The organism is bacterium (assembly GCA_037128595.1).
Taxonomy (GTDB): domain Bacteria; phylum Verrucomicrobiota; class Kiritimatiellia; order CAIKKV01; family CAITUY01; genus JAABPW01.
The window spans coordinates 50,972-74,395 of sequence record JBAXWB010000026.1 but is presented as its reverse complement, the minus strand read 5'-3'; the positions used below and the strand labels follow the sequence as shown (position 1 = coordinate 74,395).

Sequence of the window (23,424 nt, the reverse complement as noted above, 5' to 3'; positions counted from 1 at the left end):
TCAGAAGCAGGGAGTGGGCCATTCGTGGAAATGGCTCGAATGGCAGGGAAACGGGCGCCTCATGGCTGTGACCTTCCCGATAGAGCGTGTTATTCCAAGCCATTTCGGACAGGTTACGTGTACTCGTCAGGGCTTTCCTGACGGCATAATCAGAGTATCCCCGATTGTGGAGCTTTCTCTCCGCATCATACAGTTCTCCGCATGAGCTCCATACACGATTCTTGTCAAACAGGTTCCGCGGTTGTCATTGATGATGACCCCCGTAGTTGCGGGATCACCGATCTTTGCCTTCGTAACATCGGTTGTTCTGTCCGGGCGTTCACAGATGCCAGGAAAGGACTGGCGTCATTGCAGGGGGATCCCCCGGCGGTGGTCATCACGAACTTACGTATGCCGGACATTGACGGGCTGTCCATCCTCAAAACGATAAAGGAACGGAGCCCCGGGGTTGAAGTCATTTTGACGATGAGTCATGGGGACAAGACCATCGCCCTGCAGGCGTTGGAATTGGGGGCATTTTGTCTCCTTGAAAAGCCGGCCAGCCCCATTGAACTGGTCGAAGTGGTCAGGCGTGCAATTCGTTTTTCGGTGGCACTGCAAAGGTTAAGCTGCCTTGAAGAACGGGTATCACACATCGCGCGGCAGGAATCAGGGCGGTGGGGAATTGAGATGTTTGTGGGCGAGTCTCAGGCGTTCCTGAAAGTCCTGGAGGACATCCGCCTGCTTCAGGGAGCGGCTAGTACATCGGTGTTGATTACTGGCGAAAGTGGCACTGGCAAGGAACTCGTCGCGCGCGCCATCCACTATGGGAGTTCACGGGCAGGCAAACCCTTTGTTCCAATCAATTGTTCAGCCATCCCGTCAGAACTTGCGGAATCGGCGTTGTTTGGACACCAGAAAGGGGCTTTTACGGGGGCAACGGCCGACCGGAAAGGATGTTTTGAACTGGCCCATGACGGAACGGTTTTCCTTGATGAAGTCGGCGATATGCCGCTGCACATTCAGGCAAAATTGCTCCGGATCCTGGAAGACGGGGTAGTCGTTCCCGTCGGGGCGACGCAATCACGTTACGTAAATGTGCGAGTGATTGCGGCCTCGAATACAGACCTGAAAGAAGCCATCGCGTCCGGCGGCTTCCGCTCCGATTTGTTTTTCAGGCTGTCAACATTTCCGTTTATCATCCCGCCGTTACGAGAGCGCGTTGAAGACATCCCGATTCTGGCTCGACATTTTTACAAGGTCCTTTCTGCTGAAATGGGGATCTCATGCGCTTCCTTGAATTGCGAAGGTGCAGCCGCTTGTTCTGCCCCCCCCTGGATGATCACTCCGGGATTCCATGCCCGTCCTTGAGCCGTGAGGCGGTTGACGCCCTCAAGCAATATGAGTTCCCGGGAAACGTGCGCGAATTGAAGAATATGATTGAGCGGGCATTGATTGAAAGTGCTGGCTCCGAAATTACCCTGAATCACCTGCATTTTCCCGAAGAGAGCTTTGGTCGGCCACTGGAACGAACGGATTTCGCGCCGTTACTGCCGAGGAACCTGCGGCAAGCCGAGGGCGTTCTCGCCCGGCAGGCCGTGTCCCAGGCAAACGGCAACCTATCGGAAGCAGCGCGTTCGCTTGGGATCAGCCGTGCAAAACTTTATCGTCTTCTCCCTCCCGATTTTGAGTTCACCTGACCTTGCGCCGGAAGCCTGACGCGCTGGCCAGACCTATCGTTACTGATGAGAATATCCATTTATATGAGTTGCCTCACTCTGAGCTATCATTTGGGCGGCAAGATAATCCTTGATCGCGAGTTGGCCATGGGCGAGCGCAATAGCGTCTGCAGTGGTTTGGCTGCTCGTTTTTGCAAATACATTGGCTCCATGTTTGATCAAACAGAGTACCACTCTCGTGTGTCCCCTCATGACGGCATGATGCAGGGGTGTCCACTGCATGGCGTCTACTGCATCGACATCTGCATGATGGCTGAGAAGCATTTCCACGATGTCGGGGTTGCCGTTGTCGGCCGCATAGTGGAGCGCTGTCCAGCCGCGGTTATCGCGCGCCATAACTGAACCGCCATTTTCAAGAAAATATGCGATCAGATTTTCGTGATTCCCGCACACCGCGTAATGCAGAGGGGTTTTCCCATACCGATCATGGAGATCCATCACGGCAGGGTTGGCGGTCACCATTGCCTTGACCATCTCCGTATTACCGTTCTCGGAGGCCTCAAAAACCGTGAGGTCGGTGTCGGTTTGCGCTATTGATATACTTCCGAATAGGGCGCTTATCAACAGCGTCCCCGTGTAACAAATGACCATTCTGATTTTTTTCGTTTTCGTGTTCATATAACCCTTCCTTCCTTAGGGATGTTGAAGGGACGTGATGTCTCCTGCACTCTGACTCTGTAGCACAGGCAGTGCCAATAACTGCAAACGGTTGGAATGTATTGGTAGACAGGCAGTTGGGGATAATGGTCATGTTTAACCGCCTCAACGTGTTTGTATTATTTTCAGCCGAAGCGGACATTATAGATGTCCGTTGCTGAGAGGGCGATCTGAATTAATATCAAGGCTGGACAGGGCCTGTATTCAGCGTAATGATTACTGTAGCTGAATTTATCGAGGAGGACTTTTCCATGGTCCGATTAAGCAAATTCTCTTTACTTGGCCTGCTTACTCTCGCGTTGACCGGAGTCCAGGCATCAGAGGTGCGCCCGCCAGCGGTGGCAGGGGCGTTCTATGAACGAACCCCCTTTGCCCTGGACCGGCAGGTAGACACCTTACTCGCGCATGCGGCAAGGCCGGTCTTAACCGGGGCCCTGGTCGCGGCGGTGGCACCTCATGCGGGCTACATCTATTCGGGTTCCTGTGCCGCCAGCCTTTACTCCTTGATGTCCAGCGGCCAGTACGACCGGGTCATTATCCTCTGCCCTTCACATCACGCCTTTATCACAGGGGTTGCCCTGCCGGACCCGCTGCTGGTGGCTTATTCCACACCGCTAGGCAAGGTCCCCATCGACCGTGAAGCCTGTGACGGCTTGCGCGCGAATAAAGGGTTTGTAACCCTGGCCATCGCTTCGGACAAAGAACATGCCATCGAGGTGCAACTGCCTTTCCTACAGAAAACCATCCGGTCATTCCGGCTGGTGCCATTGATCTGTGGCTCGGACAGGCAGATGGATATAAAGGCCGTGAGCACCGCGCTGCTTCCTTATTTCGGGAGTAACACGCTGCTTCTGGCCTCATCCGATTTCACCCATTATGGTCCGAACTACGGCTTTGAGCCGTTCACTGACACTGTTCCTGAACGCCTTCATGCCTGGTTGAAGGAGGCTAGCGATCAAGTGGCCGCGTTGGACTCAGAAGGGTTCTACGCCCATTGTGCCACTACCCATGATACGATTTGCGGGGAGACGCCCATCAAGATTTTACTTGCGACCTTGAAAGGAAGCGGGCGGAAACTGACCGGGAAGGTGTTGGCGTTGTCCACCTCAGGGGAGTTGACCGGAAGCTATGACAACTCGGTTTCATATGCCGCGATCGGCTTTTTAAGCGGCCCCGAGGTCGCGACGGGGATTGAGCAGAAACAGGCAGGAATAAAGGAGGGCAGTACCGTGAAAGAACAACGTAGTGGAAGTTGGACACCGGGATTAACCGAGGCGGAAAAAAAGACTTTATTCGCCCTTGCGAACGATACCCTGAAATGGTGTGTCGAGGGCCAGGGTGGGCCGTTTGATTTCAGCAAGTATGCGCTCACCCCGCTTTTGAAAACAGACATGGCCACCTTTGTGACCCTTAAAATCCACGGAGCCCTCAGGGGTTGCATTGGCTCGTTGGCGCCCGTGGAGGCCTTATATCGATCCGTCCATAACAATGCCGTGAATGCGGCGCTCAGGGATCCCCGGTTCAGTCCCGTCCAGGCCAGGGAGCTGCCTCGTCTCGAAGTGGATGTGTCCGTATTGAGCCCGATCCGTGATATCCCCTCCATTGCCGACTTCAAGCTTGGACAGCAGGGGATCATTCTTGAAAAAGGCCGCTATCGGGCGGTGTACCTGCCCGAAGTGGCTCCTGAACAGGGGTGGACCGTGGAAGAGACCCTGATGTCGCTCAGTCAGAAGGCCGGCCTGCCTGCCGATGCCTGGCGCGAAGGGGCAAAGTTCAAAGTGTTTGAGAGCGTCGTATTGTCCGATAAATGAGTCTTCTGCTCTCCATGTTCTGCCTGGGGCTGTATACGCTACTGGCGCAGATGCTGGTCACGCGCGAGCTGGCGGTGGTCTGTCTGGGGAATGAATTGACCATCGGGGTGGTGTTTTCCGTCTGGCTTCTTCTGGTCGGAGCAGGGGCGCGACTGGCCTCGCTGCGTCCTTTCCGGCTGGTCCCTATCGTTCCCGCGTTCCTCTGGCTGGCGGTCATGTTGCCCCTGGTGATGCTGTTCCTACAAGTGGGGGCCGGTTGGCTCAGGCTGCCGGGTGAATACGTGGCGCTGCATAAAATCTTTGCGGCCTCTTTCCTGGCCTTGTTCCCGATTTGTGTTCCCGCCGGCATGCTGTTTCCGCTCGGGTGCGAAGCGCTCTCCCGGCGGGGCTTTGAACGGCCTGTGAGTGGAGTATACACGGTTGAGGCGCTGGGATGTTTTGTCGCCGGTGTACTGTATTCTTTCTGGCTCATCGGAACCTTCTCCCTCTTTCAGATCGCGCTGTTTGCTTCCGCCACCGGGTTCGCCGGAGCCGCCTGTGTGGCGCGGCATCTCCCGGGCCGCAAGCTCCTGATTCTGGCCGCAGGAAGCATGCTGGTGTGCGGCCTGTCGTCCTCGGTAGGCGGGGCAGTGGATTGGCGAACGGTGCAGATGCGCTGGGCCTCACTGGGGATTGTGCATGACGGTAAGGATGGGCGTCCGGCGGTTACCCTCAGGGCGGGATGTGATACCCGCTATCAAAATCTGGCGTTGCTCGAGTCTGGCGGGCTGTTCTCTTTGTACGGGGATGGCGAGGTGATGTTTTCTTTCCCGGATCCAATCACATCGGAGCGGGCTGTCAATTTTGTTATGGCGCAGAAACCGGAGGCCCGCCGTGTTTTACTGCTGGGGGGGAATCCTGCAGGCGAATTGCCTTACCTGCTCGCTTATCCGGTCAGGGAAGTTGTCTGGGTCGAGCGTGACCCCGCACTGGAGGGCATGGTCCGGACCGGGGCTCCGGGACTTTACAATCAGTTCGTGCACGACTCACGTTTGCGCCGGGTCTGTGAGGATGGCCCCAGGTTTGTAAAATACTGCCAGGAGCAGTTTGACGTCATCCTGGTTCATGCGCCCGAACCCGTGACGGGCAGTCTGAACCGTCTTTACACCCGCGAGTTTTATGGTGATGTGAGCCGTATTCTCGCCCCGGGCGGGTTTCTGCACACCTCGATTGAGGCCTCTGAGCGGCTCGAGACAGATGCCTCCCGCATGGCCGGTTCCATTTACCGGACACTTAAGGCCGTGTTTCCCGTTGTGAATGTAACGGCCGGAACTCCGATTCAGTTTTTCGCCTCCGGAGTCGACGTGGCGTTATCGATGGATCGTGATGTCCTGTACCGGCGCAGCCGATCTGCACCCGTGACAAGGGGTACCTTCCGTCCTGAGTATTTGCTGGATGCGGATGAATTGGATGCCGGAAAAATGGCATTCACGGTGCAGCGTTTGACCAGACATGATGCGCCCGAAAACACCATCATCCGGCCTGTCTCCTGTTACTACACCCTCATTTTATGGAGCCGATATAGCCACTCCCTGCTTGGGCCCCTGTTTCGGGAGATGGCCGGGTGGCGGCCCGGCTGGGGCACAGGCGGGGTGGGCGGGGTAGGGCTTGTGCTGCTTGGGTTGGCGGCGATGGCACGTCGGAAAACACCCGCCGGGCTGGCGGGACCCGGAACGTGGCAGGTGATGGCCGTGACCGGATTTGGCGGAGTTGCCCTGGAATTGATTCTTCTTTACGCCTTTCAGGGGATGCACGGGTACGTCTACAGCCGGATGGGGTTCATGGTGGGGTTATTCATGTTGGGCGCCGTGACGGGCGCCTGGCAGGTCCGGAGCCTTGAGAAGGCCGGTTATTGCGAGACGAGGGGGATGATCGCCTTGTGCCTGCTGCTGATGGGGCTGGTGGCCTGGGTGGTACGGGTCTGCCTGATGAATGCGGTTGGCCCAGAGTGGTTGCTTTACGGGTTGACCCTGGCCACCGGGGCCGTAGTGGCGATGCAGTTTATTGCCGTCAGCCGCTTGCTGACCCTGAAGGGGGCGGCTCCGGCTGTGGCGGCGGGACGGGTCTGGCTCGCAGATTATTGGGGCTCAGCCTTGGGTGGGTTCCTGGCCGGGATCTTTTTGATGCCAGTCCTCGGGATTGGCGTGACCTGCGACCTTTTGTTGATGGTGTTTACCCTCAGTTTGTTGCTCTTCGCCGTACTTACGCCCAGACACCCGGAATAACCCGATGGCAGAAGGTGCACTTTCCCGCAGCGAGATGGTTCTCAAGAATCCGATATCCATACCGCCTGATCACGATGTTTTTGCAGCCGGGACAAATGGTGTTTTCCCCGTCAATGCCCGGCTGATTACCGCAGTAAACGAAGTGACAGCCTTCCTGCAGAGCCGTCTCCCGCGCTTGAAGCAGCGTTTCGGAGGGGGTGGGCGGAAGGTTCTTGAGCCGGTAGAGCGGGGTGAAGCGTGTGAAGTGAATCGGGACATCAGGGCCGAGTTCCTTGACGATCCAGGCGGCCATTCTCTGGAGGTCCTGCCGATTGTCATTCAGGGTGGGAATCATGAGATTCACAATCTCATACCAGACGCCTGACCGGGATAACCGTTTGAGGGTATCAAGTACAGGTTGGAGCATGCCGTCACAAATCCCTCCGTAAAAGGACTGGGTAAAGGCTTTGAGATCAATCTTAATGGCCTTCACCAACGGGAAAAGGGTTTTCTGGGGAGCTTCGTTGATGAAGCCGTTGGAGATGATGATGGATTCCAGATTCCGGTTTTTGGCCGCCCGGGCGCAGTCATGCATGTACTCGTAGAAGATCGTCGGCTCATTATAGGTGAAGGCGAGGGTTTTGGCTTTCCGTTGAACCGCCTGATCGACGATCTCCTCAGGGCTGAAGTAGGGGGCGGAAAGCTCCTCAGGTGCGGCCTGCGAAATGTCAAAATTCTGACAGAATTTACAATGGATATTGCACCCAACCGTGGCGATAGAAAACGCGCGGGACCCCGGATAGACATGGAACAAGGGCTTTTTCTCGATAGGGTCGAGGTTGGTGACGCTGGGTTGTCCATACACCAGCGTGTAGTATTTCCCATGGCGGTTCTCCCGTACCCCGCAATACCCCCGCATCCCGTCCGGAACCTGACACCGGCGTGGGCAGAGTTCGCAGCCGACGCTCGTGTCAGCCATCGTCTGGTAGAACCGCGCCTCATGGGCGGCCTGGGCCGCTAGCGGACCAACGGGCGTGATGGCCGCAAGCCCTTCGGCCCGGCACCACATGCAGGCAGCAGCGGCCCCTAGGGAGCCGAGAAACTCCCGGCGGCTGATCAGATGGTTAACCTGCGGCTTCATGCCGTCATGCTAGCAAAAAAATGATATTAGGAAATATAAATGCAGAGAGAAACCCCTTGGTCCCTGGGGCTTTTATTCAGGTCTGTTTTTGCGCTGCGGATGCGACGGAGCGCATCCCTCCATTTGGAAAACACATGATAATTTCAAGATTTCAATCCATATGGAGGGTTTCGCTCTGTCGAAACCAGCGCCAGAATGATCAAATCAAATACCCATGGAGCATGAACATGCTCAGTCAGGATAAGATTGCTCCCGCATTAAGGGGCGGGTAGTATTCCGCCCCAATCAGGAAGGGGATCTATGACGATTTGGTTGATGTATTGTTTGCTGGGTGGTGTTGCGGGGCTGTTGGCCGGGCTTTTGGGGGTCGGGGGGGGAGTCATTATTGTGCCGGCTCTGGGGGTCCTGTTCGCCCAACAGCAATTTGCTCCGGATCAAATTCAGCATTTGGTGGTGGGAACATCGCTGGCCAGTATTTTGTTCACCTCGCTTTCCAGCATGAAGGCGCACCATGAACGGGAGAGCGTGGACTGGACCATTGTCAGGCGCATGGCACCCGCCATCGTGATCGGAACCCTCTCGGGGGCCTGGCTGGCCAGCCAGGTGTCAACCCGGTTCCTGCAATGGCTGTTTGTGGTGTTCCTGTTCAGTCTGGCGGCGCAGATGCTACTGAAAGAGCCGGCCAGCCATTCGCCGCGGCAATCGAAGCATATCATGGTCATGACGCTGGTGGGGGGCCTGATCGGAGGGCTCTCCAGCATGGTCGGGATCGGGGGCGGGAGCATGTTGGTTCCCTTTTTATCCTGGTGCAATGTCGCCATGCGTACCGCGATTGGCACATCGTCAGCGATCGGAGTGTTCATTGCCTTGTCGGGGACGGCAGGCAGCGTCATTTTCGCAAAAAGTGATGCGGCTCTGCCGAAATTCTCACTGGGCTATGTCTACCTTCCCGCACTCGCCGGGATCGCGGTGTGCAGCATGTTGACGGCTCCGGTGGGCGCGAAATTGGCACACCGTCTGCCGGTTCCCATCTTGAAGCGTGGATTTGCCCTGTTGCTGCTGGTGATTGGCATCAAACTGCTGATCAATACCGCTCACTTTGGCGGTGGTTGACTAGGGGGTTTTGTTTTGACTCATTTCGGCTCTCCGGATGCGACGGAGCGCATCCCTCCATTGTGAAAGCATCTGACATTTTCATGATTTCAATTCTTAATGGAGGGTTTCGCTCTGTCGAAACCATTACCAAAAGGGCCAAAACAAAAGCCCCTGCGGTGGTTGACAGGGGGGGATGTTTTCTATAGTATTTTTGCGTTTTGTAACACTAATTAGGAGAAACCCCATGTCGTATGTAATATCAGAAAAATGCACAAAGTGTGGCAGTTGCGCCCCGGTGTGTCCTCAGGAAGCGATCGCGGAAGGCCCCAAGCAGTTCGTGATTGATGCCGACAAATGCGTGGATTGTGGCCTCTGCGCCGGCGAATGCCCGGTCGAGGCGATTTCCCCTGCATGATGACTGGCGGATATCGTTTCCTGTTCGGCCCAGTGCGCTCACGGCGACTGGGCCGTTCTCTTGGTATTGATCTCGTTCCCCTCAAGGTCTGTACCTATGACTGCCCCTATTGTCAGGTGGGTAAAACCACGGAGAAAACGCTCGAGCGCCGGGAATATGTTCCGGTGAACGGGGTCCTGGGCGAGTTTGACGACTGGTTGATCCACGATGGTCAGGCTGATTGCGTGACCTTGGCCGGGGGCGGCGAGCCGACCTTGCATTCCCGTTTCGGTGAGGTGATTGACGCGATCGGGGCACGCTGCTCGTTACGCCGGATCCTGCTGAGCAATGGCTCCTTGTTTTCGCAGCCTGACGTCCGTGTGGCGGCGGCCAAGGCAGAGGTGGTCAAAGCGACCCTCAGCGCCTGGGATCAGGCCTCGTTTGAGGCGGTTCATCATCCCCATGCGGCGTTGACGTTTGAGGGGTTTATCAATGGCTTGAATGCGTTTCGCCGCGAGTTCTCGGGCGAGTATTGGCTTGAAGTGTTTGTTGTGCCCGGAGTGAATGATGACCCTGAGCGGATGGGGCGCATCGCCCGGTTGGCTGAACGTATCGGGCCGGATCGGATCCATTTGAATACGGCGGTTCGCCCCGCGCAGGATGGTCTGGTCAAGCCTGTCCCGAGTTTCCGGATGGCTGAGCTGGCCGGACTTTTCAACCCCGTTGCCGAAGTCATCGGGGTGGCGGTCGCTCCCGCGCCAGCTGCGCCGGCCATGACGGCCGATGAGCTGGTTGAACGGATTCTGGGTCTGATTCAGCGGCACCCCGTTACCACTCCGGATCTTTGCGCGACGCTCGGGGCGGGGGGCGAGGAAGTGGATTCTGCGGTGACCGTATTGCTGGCGCGTGGTGTAATAAGAATTGAAGGCGGCTATTATGTCCGAGCGATTGATCTCTGATGGGCTGAATAAGCCCGATAAGGATTTGGACGTGCGGTTACGGCCGACCCGTTTCAAGGATTTCGTTGGCCAGCAGAAAGCCAGCGAACGGCTGGAATTATTCACGCAGGCGGCCAAGCAGCGGGGCGACGTCATGGAGCATGTGTTGCTGTCGGGCCCGCCGGGGTTGGGTAAAACCACGTTGGCCTATATCCTCGCCGCGGAAATGGGCTCGAATATCAAATCCACCTCCGGCCCCGTCATTGATAAACCCGGCGATCTCGCCGGCCTGCTGACCGGACTGGAACGGGGTGATGTCTTGTTCATCGACGAAATCCACCGGATGCAACGCTCGGTCGAGGAGTATCTCTACTCCGCCATGGAGGATTTCGTCATTGATATCATGATTGATCAGGGCGCCAATGCCCGTTCGGTCCGGCTGAATCTCCAGCAATTCACCTTGATCGGGGCGACCACACGGAGCGGATTGCTGACCTCCCCGTTCCGGGCCAGGTTCGGCCTGCCCATCCGGCTGGATTACTACAAGGCGGCGGATTTGGAGCACATTGTCATGCGCTCCGCACGAATTCTGGATGTGGATGTCGATGCCGGCGGGGCGCGTGAAATTGCGCGTCGTTCCCGAGGCACGCCCCGTATCTGCAATAATCTGCTGCGGCGGGTGCGTGATTTCGCCCAGGTGAAAGCGGATGGCAAAATCAATGAGTCCGTGGCGGCGGCAGCCCTGACCATGCTGGACATTGATCAGGACGGCCTTGATGAGATGGACAAGCGGATCCTTGAGACCATCATGCACCGCTTTTCCGGCGGGCCCGTTGGGCTGAGTTCGCTGGCCGTCTCGGTGGGGGAAGAAGCCGATACCATTGAGGAAGTGTATGAACCGTTCCTGATTCAGGAGGGATTCATCAAGCGCACGCCGCAAGGGCGTGTGGCGACCGATCTCTGCTACCGGCGTTTCGGGGTCAAACCCAACGAGGGACAGGGGCGGTTGCTCTGATCGTTCCCTGTCGATTTCCTGTTGCCCCTGGATTGCGGAACCCTGCCTGATTTGGCATAATGGCAACAGGGTCAAGGGTGACCTTCGATTGCGGGGTGGGGTATGACGAATGAGCTTCTCCAGATGGTCGGAGTTCTCCGGTGGTACGGGATTCAGGATGAACGTCTGCTTTCTGTAATGGGGCGTCTTCCCCGACATTCTTTCATTCCCGAGCCATTCAGAGATCTCCACAATGCCTATGGCGATCATCCCTGTCCGATTGGCGAAGGACAGACCATCTCCCAGCCTTTTATCGTTGCGTATATGACCGAAAAGCTTGCCCTCAAACCAAACGACAAGGTGCTCGAGATTGGGACAGGCTCTGGGTATCAGGCGGCGGTATTAGCCGGCATGGGTGCCCGCGTGTATACGGTGGAAATTATTCCCGCATTGGCGTTGCATGCCCGAAGCGTTCTGGCAGAGCTAGGCGAGGACGACCATGTGCACGTTCGCCAAGGAGATGGCTACAAGGGGTGGCCGGAAGAAGCGCCGTTTGATTCCGTCATTGTTACCTGCGCCCCTGAACATGTTCCCGAGGCCCTGGTCTCCCAACTGCGGGAGGGGGGCGTTATGATTTTGCCTACGGGCGTCTGGATGGATCAGCGTCTGGTCATTCTCCACAAAAATCATGACCGGATTGAAAAAACCGATGACCTCCCGGTTCGGTTCGTTCCCATGGTACACCCTGGGCGGTAAGCAGAGGCATCCGGACCTATCCCCTTATTCTCAGGTATTTACTGACTGTAATATCAGGGAATCCCTGATTGTGAGAATTCTTAAAAAAACCCACTTTACTGCCAATGAATTTGTGATGGATTTTTAAGTAATCACATTTTGGGAGGACTCAGATGACACATCAATCGAATGCGGAATGCGGAATCGCTGAAGTGAAAGATGACTCGAATGCGAGGGACGCCGTGTATGAGGCAACGGATGCGGCGATTGAAGCCATCGAGAAAGCGTATGTGGCCAAGGTGTCCCAAGCTCCGGTTAGCCAGAACAAAACATATGAAGTCGACTATGCGGCCAAGGCGGCCGCCAAAGTCTCGATCTACGAAATTGCATCCAGAGCGATCACCTCCATGGCCATCGGGGCTTCAGATAAAAAAATGATGATCGCGGCCACGGCCATTGCCACCATCCGTCAAATTCGTTGGAGTTAAGTCATGAATCAAAAAGATAAAGCACACCATGTTGTCAAGGCCGCCACGAAAGCCGCCATCAACGACGGAAAAGCCGCCGAAGACAAAGCGGATATCAAGCTCGCCCTAGTGGCCTATCAGGTTGCCTGTGATCAGAAAAAACACACAAAGCATGATGTCATTAGAGTGAACTGGCAAAACGCCATCCCCACCCCCTCCTAATGACTGCCCGCTGGCCCACTCCGTTGCTCACATCCATGGAGCCATTGGCTGACCAATAGGTGATACACCCGGAGGTGTCCCGAAATTCGGAGCGATGTCCATTGGCCCCATTTTAATGGTCACATAGATTGACAGGAGCATCAATCCCACCATCACCGTGATTCCGACAGCCGTCCAGAAATTCTCATTATGCAACCATTTATGCATCTTGTCAGTGAATGCATGATGAGTCTCATCCGGATGTGCGTGTGGCCACATATTTCCTGTTAATGTTGGATGCATAATCACCACCTTTCGTATTCAACTTCCGTCCTTAATGATATTTTCCGCCTAACCGGTGAACTTGTCGATTCTTATCTGACAAAATTTTAACTGATTGTTGACGCAGAGGGGGAGGGTCATGTATTGTTTCTGCCCCGTTCAGGCGGAGAAGCTTTTGCGGGGGTTATGCCAGCGCAAAGGTTAGGTTAATAGAGTCAAATAAAGGAGTAACAAATGTCGATTAAAGTGGGTATCAATGGATTCGGGCGTATCGGCCGTATGGCCTTTCAGGCCCTGTGTGATCAGGGGCTTCTGGGCAAGGCGATTGATGTCGTCGCAGTCGTCGATGTTTCGACGGACGCAGACTATTTCGCCTACCAGATGAAGTATGACTCGGTTCACGGCCGTTTCAAACACACCGTCACCACCGAGAAGAGCAATCCTGCCTCTGCAGAAGCGGATCTGATCGTCGTCAACGGTCACAAGATCAAGTGCGTCATGGCGACCAAGTCCCCTGACCTGCTTCCCTGGAAAGCCCTGGGCGTGGATTACGTCATCGAGTGCACCGGTCTGTTCACGGACTCCGAGAAGGCCAAGGGCCATCTCGCCGCGGGCGCCAAGAAGGTCATCATCTCCGCGCCTGGCAAGGGCGAAGTCAAGACCATCGTCATGGGTGTGAACGAGGGCGAATACGACAGCGCGAAGCATGCTATCGTCTCCAACGCGTCCTGCACCACCAACTGCCTGGCCCCTGTGGTCCATGTGCTGTTGAAGGAAGGCTTTGGCATTGAGACCGGTCTGATGACCACCATCCATGCCTATACCGCGACCCAGAAAACCGTTGACGGTCCCTCGAAGAAGGACTGGCGCGGCGGTCGTGCGGCGGCCCAGAACATCATTCCCTCCACCACCGGTGCCGCCAAGGCCGTGGGTGAAGTGCTTCCCGCGACCAAGGGCAAGCTGACGGGTATGTCGTTCCGCGTCCCGACGCCGGACGTCTCCGTGGTGGATCTGACCTTCCGTACCACGAAGGACACGTCGATTGAAGAGATTGACGCGGCGCTCAAGAAAGCCTCCACAACGTATCTCAAGAATATCCTGGGCGTGGCGACGGAAGAGTTGGTTTCGACCGACTTTATCCATGATCCCCGTTCCTCGATCTATGATTCGCTGGCCACGCTGCAGAACAACCTGAAGGGCGAGAAGCGTTTCTTCAAGGTGGTGAGCTGGTACGACAACGAGTGGGGGTACTCCAACCGCGTTGTTGAATTGGTCCAGTACATGGCCCAAAAAGACGGCGTTAAGTAAGTCGACTGAATCGTTAGTCGCTTAGGCTGTTAGACTGTCGGGGTGCCTGTCATCCTGCGGTCTACAGCCTAATTACTTTTTTTGTATGTTGAATAGCTCAGGAGATCGACTCATGAAAAAAACTGTACGTGATGTAAATCTGAAGGGGAAACGCGTCATCATGCGCGTGGACTTCAATGTGCCGCAGGACAAGGTTACCGGTGCCATCTCGAACACCAAGCGTATCGAGGCGGCGCTGCCGACCATCAAGTATGCCTTGGAGCAGGGCGCTTCCGTCGTGCTGATGAGTCATTTGGGTCGTCCTGACGGCAAAGTGATTGCCAAATTTTCGTTGAAGCCGGTGGCCGAAGCCCTTGAGAAGTTGTTGGGCAAGCCGGTGAAATTCCTGTCTGACTGTGTCGGCCCTGCCGTTGAGGCCGCCTGTGCCCCCGGTGCGGTGAAGCCCGGTGACGTGATTCTGCTCGAGAACCTCCGCTTCCACATCGAGGAAGAAGGCAAGGTCAAGAATGAGGATGGCACCTCGGTTAAAGCTGACCCCAAAGCGGTTGAGGCCTTTCGCGCAAGCCTCAGCAAACTAGGGGATGTGTATGTCAATGATGCGTTTGGCACCGCTCATCGCGCCCATTCATCGATGGTCGGCGTGAACCTTCCTGAAAAAGTGTCCGGATTCCTGATGGAGGCCGAACTCAATGCCTTCACCGCCGTGCTGAACAATCCAAAACGCCCGTTGCTGGCAATCCTGGGTGGGGCCAAGATTGCGGACAAAATCCCGCTGATCAATAACCTGCTGGATACGGCCAATGAAATCATCATTGGCGGGGCCATGGCCTTCACGTTCAAGAAGGTTCTCAACAACATGGAAATCGGATCCAGCCTCTTTGATCCCGAAGGCGCAAAGCTGGTGAAGGACCTGATGGCCAAGGCGACTGCCAAAAACGTGAAAATCCACCTGCCGGTGGATTACATCTGCGGCGACAAGTTTGCCGATGATGCCAATGTCATGGCCGCCGATGATGCGTCCGGCATCAAGCCCGGCTGGTTGGGGCTGGATGTCGGGCCGAAGTCAAACGCCATTTTCTGCGAGGCCATTGCCCGCGCCCGGACCATTGTCTGGAATGGGCCTGCCGGTGTGTTCGAGATGGAGAAGTTCGCCACCGGAACCAAAGTGATGGCCGATGCAATCGCGAAGGCGACGGCGTCAGGTGCAGTCACCGTGGTTGGCGGGGGCGATACAGCCACGGCTGCCAAGAAATTCAAGGTGGTGGACAAGGTAACCCACTGTTCCACCGGGGGTGGAGCCAGTTTGGAGTTCCTGGAAGGCAAGGTCCTGCCGGGCGTAGCCGCCTTGAGCGATAAGTAATGAATTGTAATAGGAGGGTGGGAAATGGTATCCCATCTCCCTTAACGAACAACTTTATAAAGATTTCGGATTGATCCTATGCGTAAAAAAATTGTTGCCGGTAATTGGAAGCTGAACAAACTCACAGGGCAGGCGGCCGAATTGGCCGTTGCCTTGAAGGCGAAATTGGCCGATAAATCGGATGTCGAAGTCGTGCTCTGCCCGACCTTTACCGCCCTGAAAACGGTCGCGGATGTCATTAATGGCTCTCAGATCAAACTGGGCGGCCAGAACATGCACTGGGAGAAAGACGGGGCCTTTACCGGTGAGATTTCGGCCGATATGCTCCGTGATGTCGGCTGCCAGTATGTCATCCTCGGGCACAGTGAGCGCCGACAGTTTTTCGGTGAGACGGATGCCTCCGTCAGCCGCAAGGTTAAGGCCGCCCTGGCCGCCAACCTGACCCCGATTGTATGCGTGGGTGAGACACTCGAACAGCGCGAAGCCAACCAGACCGAAGATGTGGTGACCACGCAGGTGACCAAGAGCCTCGCGGGTTTGGATGAAACCAGTTTCCGCCGCATTGTGGTAGCCTATGAGCCGGTGTGGGCGATCGGGACCGGCCGTACGGCCAGTCCGGCGCAGGCACAGGAAGTGCATGCCTTGATTCGTCGCGTTCTTTCCAAAATGTGCAATCCCGGTGCGGCCCAAGCGGTTCGTATTCAGTACGGCGGCAGCATGAAGCCGGCGAATGCCAAGGAATTAATGTCCCAGCCGGATATCGACGGCGGGTTGATTGGTGGGGCGGCGCTGGATGCGGCCTCGTTTATTGCCATTATTGAAGCGGCGGTTTGAAACTAGCGGATAATTCCGCAAACGGAAGGTGAATTATGGGCGGTTTTTTATACGGTTTTTTGATTTTCATTGAGATTGTGTCGTCCCTTCTGTTGATCGGGATTATCCTCCTTCAAAAGACCAAGGATGAGGGGTTGGGCCTGGCCTTCGGGGCAGGGGTGGGCGAAACCCTGTTTGGCTCGCGCACCGGAAATGTCCTGACCAAGATCACGGTGACCTTGGCCGCCATCTTCCTGCTCAATACCCTGGCTATCGGCTATATTGCCGCAGGTCGTGCGGGCACTGGGTCGGTGATTGACCGGCTTCCCGCACAGCAAGCGGCCCCGGTGTCAGCGGCTCCGGCGGCGCCTGCCCCTGTGGGGATTCCCTCAGGGAGTGGGGATGTCGCACCTGCCCCGTCGATGCCTGCAACGACCACGCCTTGATGCGGGTGTTGGAGGGTGTACTGTGATGATGTCTGAAAAGGGTCCTCTCTGGGTTTGGCCAGGGTGGATCCTTTTGCTTTTTATTCAGCTGAGTCTGGTCACCGGCGGGTGGGGTGGCGAATCGGTATTCTACGCCGAGACCAAGCGGATTGCCGGATTTGATCCCGCCAAGGCGATGGATCTCCCGTCCATCCAGGCCATGAGTAAGATGTATGAGGGGCTGGTTCAATATGCCTATCTGGAACGGCCCTACTGCGTCGAACCCTGTCTGGCCGAAGCCTTGCCGACCATTTCGCCGGATGGCCTCATTTATTCCTTCAAGATCCGCAAGGGAATCTATTTTCAGGATGACCCCTGTTTTTTCAATTCCCCTGCAGGGAAAGGCAAAGGACGCGAACTCTGCGCCACGGACTTTGTCTACGGCATCAAGCGCGTCGCTGACCTGAAGGTCGGATCACCCGGCTATTGGGCCTTTCGGGACCGGATTACCGGGTTGGACGAGTTCCGGACCCGTTCAGGACAAGGCCCAACGGATTATGATGCCCCTGTAGCCGGCCTTGAAACGCCGGATCCCTACACGCTACGCATCCATCTGATCCGTCCTTTCCCGGCCTTGTTGTGGATTCTGACCATGAATTTCGCGTATGCGGTTCCCCGTGAAGCCGTGGAGTATTATGGGGTGGATTTTGTTTCGCACCCCGTGGGAACCGGACCATATATTCTGAAGTCCCACATTCATAATTACCGCCTTGAATTTGAGCGAAACCCGAAATGGCGGGAAACGGGGCGCGAAGAGCGTTATCCGGCTTCTGGTGAGGGATCAGATGTGGCCAATGGTTTTTTGGCCGATGCCAGCAAACCGCTACCGTTCATTGACCGGCTGGTGCAGTACGTCATTACCGATCCCTCGACCCAGTGGCTTTTATTTCTTTCCGGACAACTGGAGGCGACCGCCTTGTCCCGTGATAATTGGGATGCCGTCGTAACGTCGGACCGGAAGTTGACCCGGGAGATGACGGAGCGCGGGATTGAGATGAGTTCTGCGCCGGCTTTGGATACCGCCTATCTTGGCTTCAATATGGAGGATCCGGTGGTGGGAACCAACCGATGCCTTCGCCAGGCGATGATGGCCGCATTCGACCGGGAACGGTGGGTCAAGTTCCAGAATGGACGGGTGACGCCCGCCATGGGACCGATTCCGCCCGCCATGGGGGTGTCCGCCCCCAATGAAAGCCTTTTCCCCTTTGATCTCGAACGGGCCCGTCAATTGATGGTCCAGGCGGGTTATCCCGACGGCAAGGACCCGGGCACCGGACGTCGGCTTGAGCTGACATTGGAGTTGGGGTCCGGAGAACCTGAGACGCGGGAGATGGTCGAAGTGCTGGCCTCCTTCATGGAACGTATTGGGATTGTATTGGTGCCGAGTTTCAACAATTGGCCTTCTTTCTTGAAAAAACTTGAGCAGAAGCGGGCGCAGATTTTCTACCTGAGCTGGATGGCCGATTACCCGGATCCGGAAAACTTTTTACAGCTTTTCTATGGTCCGAATATCACCCCGGGTGCCAACCGCTGTAATTATGTGAATCCGGATTATGACCGGTTGTATGAAAAATCAGGCACCTTGCCTGAAGGAATCGAAAAACGAAAAGTCTATGCCCGCATGGAGAAGATCGTAAAAGGGGATTGTCCCTGGCTGTTTTTACACCATTCACTGACGGTGACGCTCAAGCACGCCTGGTTGAAAAATTTCAAACCCCATGACTTCCCGCTCGGGCTCAATAAATATTACCGGATTGATGGAAGAAAAGATGGTAACTTGTAACGCATGAGCGATTCAGTCAAAGAGCTTGTCGAGCGCGCCCGGCTGGCGCAACAGATCATCGAGTATTGGCCGCAGGAGCAGGTCGATCTGATGGTGGCCGCTGTGGGGTGGGAACTCTATAAAGAGGAAAACGCCATCCGATGCGCCGAATTGGCGATCCGTGAGACCGGCATGGGGGTCTATGAGGACAAGTTGCTGAAACACCGCAAGAAGACCCTTGGTGTGTTGCGCGATCTGCATGGGGTCCAGACGGTTGGCGTGATTGAGACTGACGAGGCACGCGGACTAATTAAGATCGCCAAACCGGTTGGCGTGGTGGCTGCGATTATGCCTGTAACCAATCCGACGTCCACCCCGGCCGGAAACGGGCTGGCGATCCTGAAGACCCGCAATGCGGTCATTTTCGGGGCTCATCCCCGGGCCCGCGAGACGACCGGTCTGGTCGTGGAACTGATGCGAAAAGGCCTTCGTAAGGCAGGGGCGCCCGTCGATCTGGTACAGGGGCTGCCTGAGCCGTCGCGGGAAGCCGTGCGGGAGTTGATGTCAGCCGCGGATCTGGTGGTGGCTACAGGGGCGGATGCGATTGTCAAGGCCGCCTATTCAAGCGGAACCCCGGCGTATGGAGTAGGGGCGGGGAATGCCTGCGTGGTGGTGGATGAGACCGCTGTGATTCCGGATGTGGCCAGAAAGGTATTCCTCAGCAAGACGTTTGATAACGCCACCTCCTGTTCGAGTGAGAATTCCCTGATTATCCAGAAGAGCATCTGGAATGAGTTGATCAAGGCGTTGCAGGCGGAAGGCGGATACCTTTGTACGGCTGAAGACAAGGTCCGTTTGCAGGCGACCCTCTGGCCTGATTCCCATAAATTGAATTCCCTGATTGTGGCCAGACCGGCCCGCACGATCGCACAAATGGCGTCCCTGCAGGTACCGGACTCCACCCGTTTTTTGATGGTGGTAGGCGAGGAACCGCTGGTTAAAGACTTGTTTGCGGGAGAGAAGCTATCCCCCGTGGTGACGCTCTGGCGCTACGATGCTTTTGCGGAGGCGGTGGACTATGTGGAACGTTTGACCCGGGCCTGCGGCTATGGCCATTCCTGCGGCATTCACAGTCTGAATCAAGCCCATATCATGGAACTCGCCACCAAGTGTCATGTGAGCCGGATGATGGTCAATCAGCCGCAGTGTTATGCCAATAGCGGCAACTATGACAACGGGATGCCCTTCACCATGACCCTGGGGTGCGGAACCTGGGGTGGCAATATCACCAGTGATAATATTGTGTGGAAGCATTTCCTCAATAACACCTGGGTATCAAAACCGATTCCCGCGGTCATCCCCGATGAAAATGAAATCTTCAAGAGCTGTTGGGCCATGCTGGGAAAAAGTTGATGACGCAAACAACGCGGGAGCATGTGACTATGGATCCAACCACTTTAGACCTTGAGATATCTGCCGGCATCAATTTCGCGGTCGCCATGTTTCGCTGGTGGCACCCCTCATCGAGCCAGGTGCTGAAGGGGGTTCTGGTTCTGGTTCCGGGAAGCAATGGGGACGGACGACCCGATGTAGCCGATCCCTTTTGGCAGGAATTTGCCCGGGGCCACGACCTTGCGCTGGTCGGGTGCTGGTTCAAGGATCATCCGCATGAAAACATGGCGATTGAGGAGTACGCCCTTGCGGGAAATGGAAGTGGCCAGGCACTGCTGGATGCCGTTGAAGGTCTGGCGAAGGCAGCCGGTCATCCTGAAGCGGGGGCTGCACCCCTCCTGCTCTGGGGGATGTCTGCCGGGGGGCAATTCAATTACGAGTTTGCCTGCTGGAAGCCCGGGCGGGTATTGGCATTCGTCGTCAATAAGGGTGGCTTTTACTTCACTCATCTGGCGCCCCCGGCCACACGCGCCGTGCCTGGAATTTTCTTCATCGGGGGCAAGGATGAGGAGTTCCGGATTCACAGTATTCGCGGCATTTTCGCCGTGAATCACTGTGCGGGGGCGGCCTGGAAACTTGTCGTTGAAGCCGATAAAGCGCATGAACTCGGACGGTCGCGCGAGGAGACGGTCGATTTCTTTGCCGGAGTGTTGGCGCGCCAACCCTGAGGCTCATCCTGAAGACAGGATTCTGAGTTGTTTTCAGTGGCGACACCGCATACAATCCCGCCCCGATGATTTCATTGGTTAAAGATATATTTGCGCGCCGTGAACTGCTATCCATGCTGGTGGTCCGGAACGTCAAGATCCGCTATAAGGAATCGGCCCTCGGATTCCTTTGGACCCTGTTGGGCCCGGTTTTCCTGATTGCCATCTACGGCGTTTTCATGAACATCATCATGAAATTCAATATGCCCATGACCGTGCTGGTATCAGGCATTTTTGTCTGGCAGTACCTCGCCATGTGCCTCGGGGATTCCTCATTCGCCATTATCGGTAATGCGAATCTGGTCAAAAAAGCCTGTTTTCCCCGGGTCTTATTGCCTCTTTCCATTGTCCTGGCCAATTTCGTGAACTTCCTGCTTTCACTGGGGGTGATGCTGGTCTATTTGATCTGGGTTGGCCCACACTTCGGGGGGATCCTGTGGCTTCCTCTGGCATTGGTGGTTCATCTGGCATTGTGTACGGGGGTGAGCCTGGCGCTGAGTGCCTTGAATGTGTTCTTCCGGGATGTCCAGCATCTGACTGGGATTTTCACCATGGCGTGGTTTTTTCTGACACCGGTGGTCTATGACATCTCGATGATTGCCACCATTATCGAGAAACATCCCATACTGGGCCAATTGTACTTTTTGAATCCCATGGCCGGAATTCTGGCGCTTTACCGGACCGCCTTGCTGGGACGTCCTCTGCCGGACATCTCCCTGATCGCCCTTTCGGCGGGCATGACCGTCGTAGTTTTCATAGCCGGCATTCTGGTCTTTCAGAAACTTCAACCCGGATTTGCGGACGAACTGTAACATGAGTGATATTGCCATACAGGTTGAAGGAGTAGGGAAGCGATTCCGGTTGAGGAGTTCCGGCGGCCGCACCTTGAAATCCATGGTCATGGATATGATCCATGCCCCTGGAAGTGAGCGTGACTTGTGGGCGCTCAAGGATATCAGTTTCAGCGTTGAGCGTGGCTCCACGCTCGGCTTGATCGGTGCCAATGGGGCGGGCAAAAGCACACTGCTGTCGGTTCTGGCAGGAACCATGACGCCCACTGAAGGCAAAATCAAGACCACCGGTGTGATTTCTTCCTTACTGGAATTGGGCGCCGGCTTCCATCCCGATCTGACCGGGCGGGAGAATGTATTTCTGGCCGGTGCCATCATGGGGTTGACCCGGGAACAAATGATCCGACGGTTTGACGCCATCGTCAGCTTTGCGGATATCGGCACGTTTATCGACCAACCCGTAAAGCATTACTCTTCGGGCATGTATGTCCGGCTGGGCTTTGCGGTGGCGGTGGAGGTAGATCCGGATATCCTGCTGGTGGATGAAGTACTTGCGGTCGGAGATGCCTCCTTTCAACGCAAATGTCTGCGGCGGATGTCCGAATTCCGTGACCAGAAAAAGACCATGCTGATCATCTCGCATGACCTGGGAACCATTCAATCCGTAAGCGATCAGATTCTGTTTCTTGACCATGGCCGCGTATTGGGCCATGGCGATCCCGGTAAAGTCGTGGGCCAGTATGAAACCTTCTGGCGCAATCAGGCGAGTGCGGAACGCAGTCGGGAATGGGGCACCCGTGAGGTCATTATCACCGGTGCCAATTTTTCCGACGAGACCGGTCTTCCCACCACAAAATTCAAGTGGGGCCATCCCCTGACCGTTCAGCTGGGGTATGAGGTAAAAACGCCTGTGGGTCCTTCGATATTCGGGTTTGGCATCAGCGACGAGGCCGGGCGGCTGGTTCATGGCAGCAACACCGAGATTGCGGCGGTGTCGATCCCCAGGCTGTCCGGTTCCGGACAGGTCGAGTTGAGGATCCCGCAGCTGAATCTGGCCCGCGGCACCTACTTTTTATCGTTTTCCGTTCATTCCGCTGACCACAAGGTGAACTATCACCGGATGGACAATGCCTTTGCGATCGGGGTGGAGTCGGACAAGAGTTTTGAAGGGATTTGTCACATGCCCAGCGAGTGGAGGATCGGATGAGTTCCATTACCGAAAACCCTGTGGTACAGGATCTGATCCAGCGCGCATTATTGGAAGATATCGGGAGCGGGGATGTTACCACCCTGTCCGTCGTGCCCGAAAGCAGTCGGGGAAAGGCGGTGATTCTAGCCCGCGGGAATTATGTGGTATCCGGAGGGGAGGTGGCTCAGGCCGTATTTGCCAGCGTGGACCCGGCCCTCCAGTGCCGCTGTCTGGTCGCGGACGGAATGGCCGTCAGGCCGGATCAGGCCTTAATGACCATTGAGGGCCCCATTCGCGGTATTCTTACAGGGGAACGGACGGCGCTCAACTTCATGCAGCGGATGACGGGCATCGCCTCGCGCACCCGGGAATTTGTAGATCTTGTTAACCCATTCGGAACCCGGATTCTGGACACCCGCAAGACGACGCCCACGTTGCGCGTTCTGGAAAAATATGCCGTGACCTGCGGCGGGGGGACGAATCACCGGATGGGGTTGTACGATATGGTGCTGATCAAGGACAACCATCGCCGTCTCTGGCAGGAGGCCGGCATCACCAATCTGCAGGGGGCGGTCGCGGCGGCGCGGGCTAAATTCCCCGGTATTCCCGTTGAGGTGGAAGTGGAGTCCGAAGAGGAGTTGCGTGACGCATTGCGGGCCTCTCCCGAATGGATCATGCTGGATAACATGGCCCCGGACCGGATGAAGGCCTGTGTCGCGATTTGCGCGAAACGATGCAAGCTGGAAGCCTCGGGTGGAGTTTCCCTGGCCACCGTTGCGGCCATTGCGGCCACGGGCGTGGATGCCATTTCTATTGGCGGCCTGACCCATTCCGCGCCTGCCGCCGATTTATCACTTGAACTTGATTAGTTGCTATGGGGT

General features: G+C 56.1%; 24 protein-coding genes. 21 read left to right on the top strand and 3 right to left on the bottom strand.

Translation table 11 applies throughout. The features are described 5' to 3' along the window. Positions 1–201 precede the first annotated feature (201 nt). Both WCS52_15085 and WCS52_15080 read left to right on the top strand, forming a co-directional pair. Positions 202–1,350: a sigma-54 dependent transcriptional regulator gene (locus tag WCS52_15085; protein ID MEI6168505.1), complete on the top strand. Its 1,149-nt coding sequence runs from the start codon at positions 202–204 to the stop codon at positions 1,348–1,350. Continuing rightward, positions 1,347–1,679: a helix-turn-helix domain-containing protein gene (locus tag WCS52_15080; protein ID MEI6168504.1), complete on the top strand. Its 333-nt coding sequence runs from the start codon at positions 1,347–1,349 to the stop codon at positions 1,677–1,679. Before WCS52_15085 ends, WCS52_15080 begins: the two co-directional genes overlap by 4 nt. 39 nt (positions 1,680–1,718) lie before the next feature. Here the strand turns inward: WCS52_15080 and WCS52_15075 are convergent, their stop codons facing one another. Beyond that, a complete protein-coding gene (locus tag WCS52_15075) occupies positions 1,719–2,336 on the bottom strand; it encodes an ankyrin repeat domain-containing protein (GenBank protein ID MEI6168503.1) in 618 nt (205 codons plus the stop codon). A 290-nt stretch (positions 2,337–2,626) separates the two neighbouring features. Here WCS52_15075 and amrB point away from each other — a divergent pair, with 290 nt between their 5' ends. After that, entirely contained in the window at positions 2,627–4,186 is a 1,560-nt protein-coding gene (gene amrB, locus WCS52_15070) for an AmmeMemoRadiSam system protein B (GenBank protein MEI6168502.1), read from the top strand. Then, positions 4,183–6,450 carry a hypothetical protein gene (locus WCS52_15065; protein ID MEI6168501.1) on the top strand — a complete coding sequence of 756 codons (2,268 nt, stop codon included), beginning with the start codon at positions 4,183–4,185 and terminating at the stop codon, positions 6,448–6,450. The genes amrB and WCS52_15065 overlap by 4 nt, the downstream gene beginning before the upstream one ends. Here WCS52_15065 and amrS read toward each other — a convergent pair. Next, a complete protein-coding gene (gene amrS / locus WCS52_15060) occupies positions 6,428–7,570 on the bottom strand; it encodes an AmmeMemoRadiSam system radical SAM enzyme (protein ID MEI6168500.1) in 1,143 nt (380 codons plus the stop codon). The genes WCS52_15065 and amrS overlap by 23 nt on opposite strands. 300 nt (positions 7,571–7,870) lie before the next feature. On the opposite strand from amrS, the gene WCS52_15055 reads away from it, so the two are divergent. The 7 genes from WCS52_15055 (at position 7,871) to WCS52_15025 (ending at position 12,415) form a co-directional block, all read left to right on the top strand. Continuing rightward, positions 7,871–8,683: a sulfite exporter TauE/SafE family protein gene (locus WCS52_15055; protein ID MEI6168499.1), complete on the top strand. Its 813-nt coding sequence runs from the start codon at positions 7,871–7,873 to the stop codon at positions 8,681–8,683. Positions 8,684–8,909: 226 nt separating this feature from the next. After that, complete coding sequence (locus WCS52_15050; GenBank protein MEI6168498.1) at positions 8,910–9,080, top strand: 4Fe-4S binding protein; 171 nt, start codon at positions 8,910–8,912, stop codon at positions 9,078–9,080. Next, the gene (locus WCS52_15045; protein MEI6168497.1) at positions 9,077–10,018 is read left to right on the top strand and encodes a radical SAM protein; all 942 of its coding nucleotides are present in this window, start codon (positions 9,077–9,079) and stop codon (positions 10,016–10,018) included. Before WCS52_15050 ends, WCS52_15045 begins: the two co-directional genes overlap by 4 nt. Further along, a complete protein-coding gene (ruvB, locus tag WCS52_15040) occupies positions 9,996–11,012 on the top strand; it encodes a Holliday junction branch migration DNA helicase RuvB (protein MEI6168496.1) in 1,017 nt (338 codons plus the stop codon). The genes WCS52_15045 and ruvB overlap by 23 nt, the downstream gene beginning before the upstream one ends. A gap of 102 nt (positions 11,013–11,114) precedes the next feature. Next, positions 11,115–11,747 carry a protein-L-isoaspartate(D-aspartate) O-methyltransferase gene (locus WCS52_15035; GenBank protein MEI6168495.1) on the top strand — a complete coding sequence of 211 codons (633 nt, stop codon included), beginning with the start codon at positions 11,115–11,117 and terminating at the stop codon, positions 11,745–11,747. A 152-nt stretch (positions 11,748–11,899) separates the two neighbouring features. Continuing rightward, positions 11,900–12,214 carry a hypothetical protein gene (locus WCS52_15030; GenBank protein MEI6168494.1) on the top strand — a complete coding sequence of 105 codons (315 nt, stop codon included), beginning with the start codon at positions 11,900–11,902 and terminating at the stop codon, positions 12,212–12,214. Positions 12,215–12,217: 3 nt separating this feature from the next. After that, positions 12,218–12,415, top strand: a complete 198-nt coding sequence (locus WCS52_15025; GenBank protein ID MEI6168493.1) for a hypothetical protein — start codon at positions 12,218–12,220, stop codon at positions 12,413–12,415. 27 nt (positions 12,416–12,442) lie between these two features. Here WCS52_15025 and WCS52_15020 read toward each other — a convergent pair whose 3' ends face one another. Continuing rightward, positions 12,443–12,697: a hypothetical protein gene (locus tag WCS52_15020; GenBank protein ID MEI6168492.1), complete on the bottom strand. Its 255-nt coding sequence runs from the start codon at positions 12,695–12,697 to the stop codon at positions 12,443–12,445. 213 nt (positions 12,698–12,910) lie between these two features. On the opposite strand from WCS52_15020, the gene gap reads away from it, so the two are divergent. The 10 genes from gap (at position 12,911) to nadC (ending at position 23,412) form a co-directional block, all read left to right on the top strand. Then, positions 12,911–13,984: a type I glyceraldehyde-3-phosphate dehydrogenase gene (gene gap, locus WCS52_15015; protein MEI6168491.1), complete on the top strand. Its 1,074-nt coding sequence runs from the start codon at positions 12,911–12,913 to the stop codon at positions 13,982–13,984. Between the two features lie 112 nt (positions 13,985–14,096). Then, entirely contained in the window at positions 14,097–15,344 is a 1,248-nt protein-coding gene (gene pgk, locus WCS52_15010) for a phosphoglycerate kinase (protein MEI6168490.1), read from the top strand. A 78-nt stretch (positions 15,345–15,422) separates the two neighbouring features. Continuing rightward, positions 15,423–16,178: a triose-phosphate isomerase gene (gene tpiA / locus WCS52_15005; protein MEI6168489.1), complete on the top strand. Its 756-nt coding sequence runs from the start codon at positions 15,423–15,425 to the stop codon at positions 16,176–16,178. Between the two features lie 35 nt (positions 16,179–16,213). Beyond that, positions 16,214–16,603, top strand: a complete 390-nt coding sequence (gene secG / locus WCS52_15000) for a preprotein translocase subunit SecG (GenBank protein MEI6168488.1) — start codon at positions 16,214–16,216, stop codon at positions 16,601–16,603. A gap of 73 nt (positions 16,604–16,676) precedes the next feature. Beyond that, a complete protein-coding gene (locus WCS52_14995) occupies positions 16,677–18,425 on the top strand; it encodes an ABC transporter substrate-binding protein (GenBank protein ID MEI6168487.1) in 1,749 nt (582 codons plus the stop codon). Positions 18,426–18,428: 3 nt separating this feature from the next. After that, the gene (locus tag WCS52_14990; protein MEI6168486.1) at positions 18,429–19,817 is read left to right on the top strand and encodes an aldehyde dehydrogenase family protein; all 1,389 of its coding nucleotides are present in this window, start codon (positions 18,429–18,431) and stop codon (positions 19,815–19,817) included. A 29-nt stretch (positions 19,818–19,846) separates the two neighbouring features. Next, positions 19,847–20,524 (top strand): hypothetical protein, encoded by a 678-nt coding sequence (locus tag WCS52_14985; GenBank protein ID MEI6168485.1) that lies wholly within the window; start codon positions 19,847–19,849, stop codon positions 20,522–20,524. A gap of 65 nt (positions 20,525–20,589) precedes the next feature. Continuing rightward, positions 20,590–21,375: an ABC transporter permease gene (locus WCS52_14980; GenBank protein MEI6168484.1), complete on the top strand. Its 786-nt coding sequence runs from the start codon at positions 20,590–20,592 to the stop codon at positions 21,373–21,375. 1 nt (position 21,376) lies between these two features. Then, the gene (locus WCS52_14975; GenBank protein MEI6168483.1) at positions 21,377–22,561 is read left to right on the top strand and encodes an ABC transporter ATP-binding protein; all 1,185 of its coding nucleotides are present in this window, start codon (positions 21,377–21,379) and stop codon (positions 22,559–22,561) included. Further along, positions 22,558–23,412, top strand: coding sequence for a carboxylating nicotinate-nucleotide diphosphorylase (nadC, locus tag WCS52_14970; GenBank protein MEI6168482.1), 855 nt, complete (start codon positions 22,558–22,560; stop codon positions 23,410–23,412). The genes WCS52_14975 and nadC overlap by 4 nt, the downstream gene beginning before the upstream one ends. Positions 23,413–23,424: the final 12 nt, after the last annotated feature.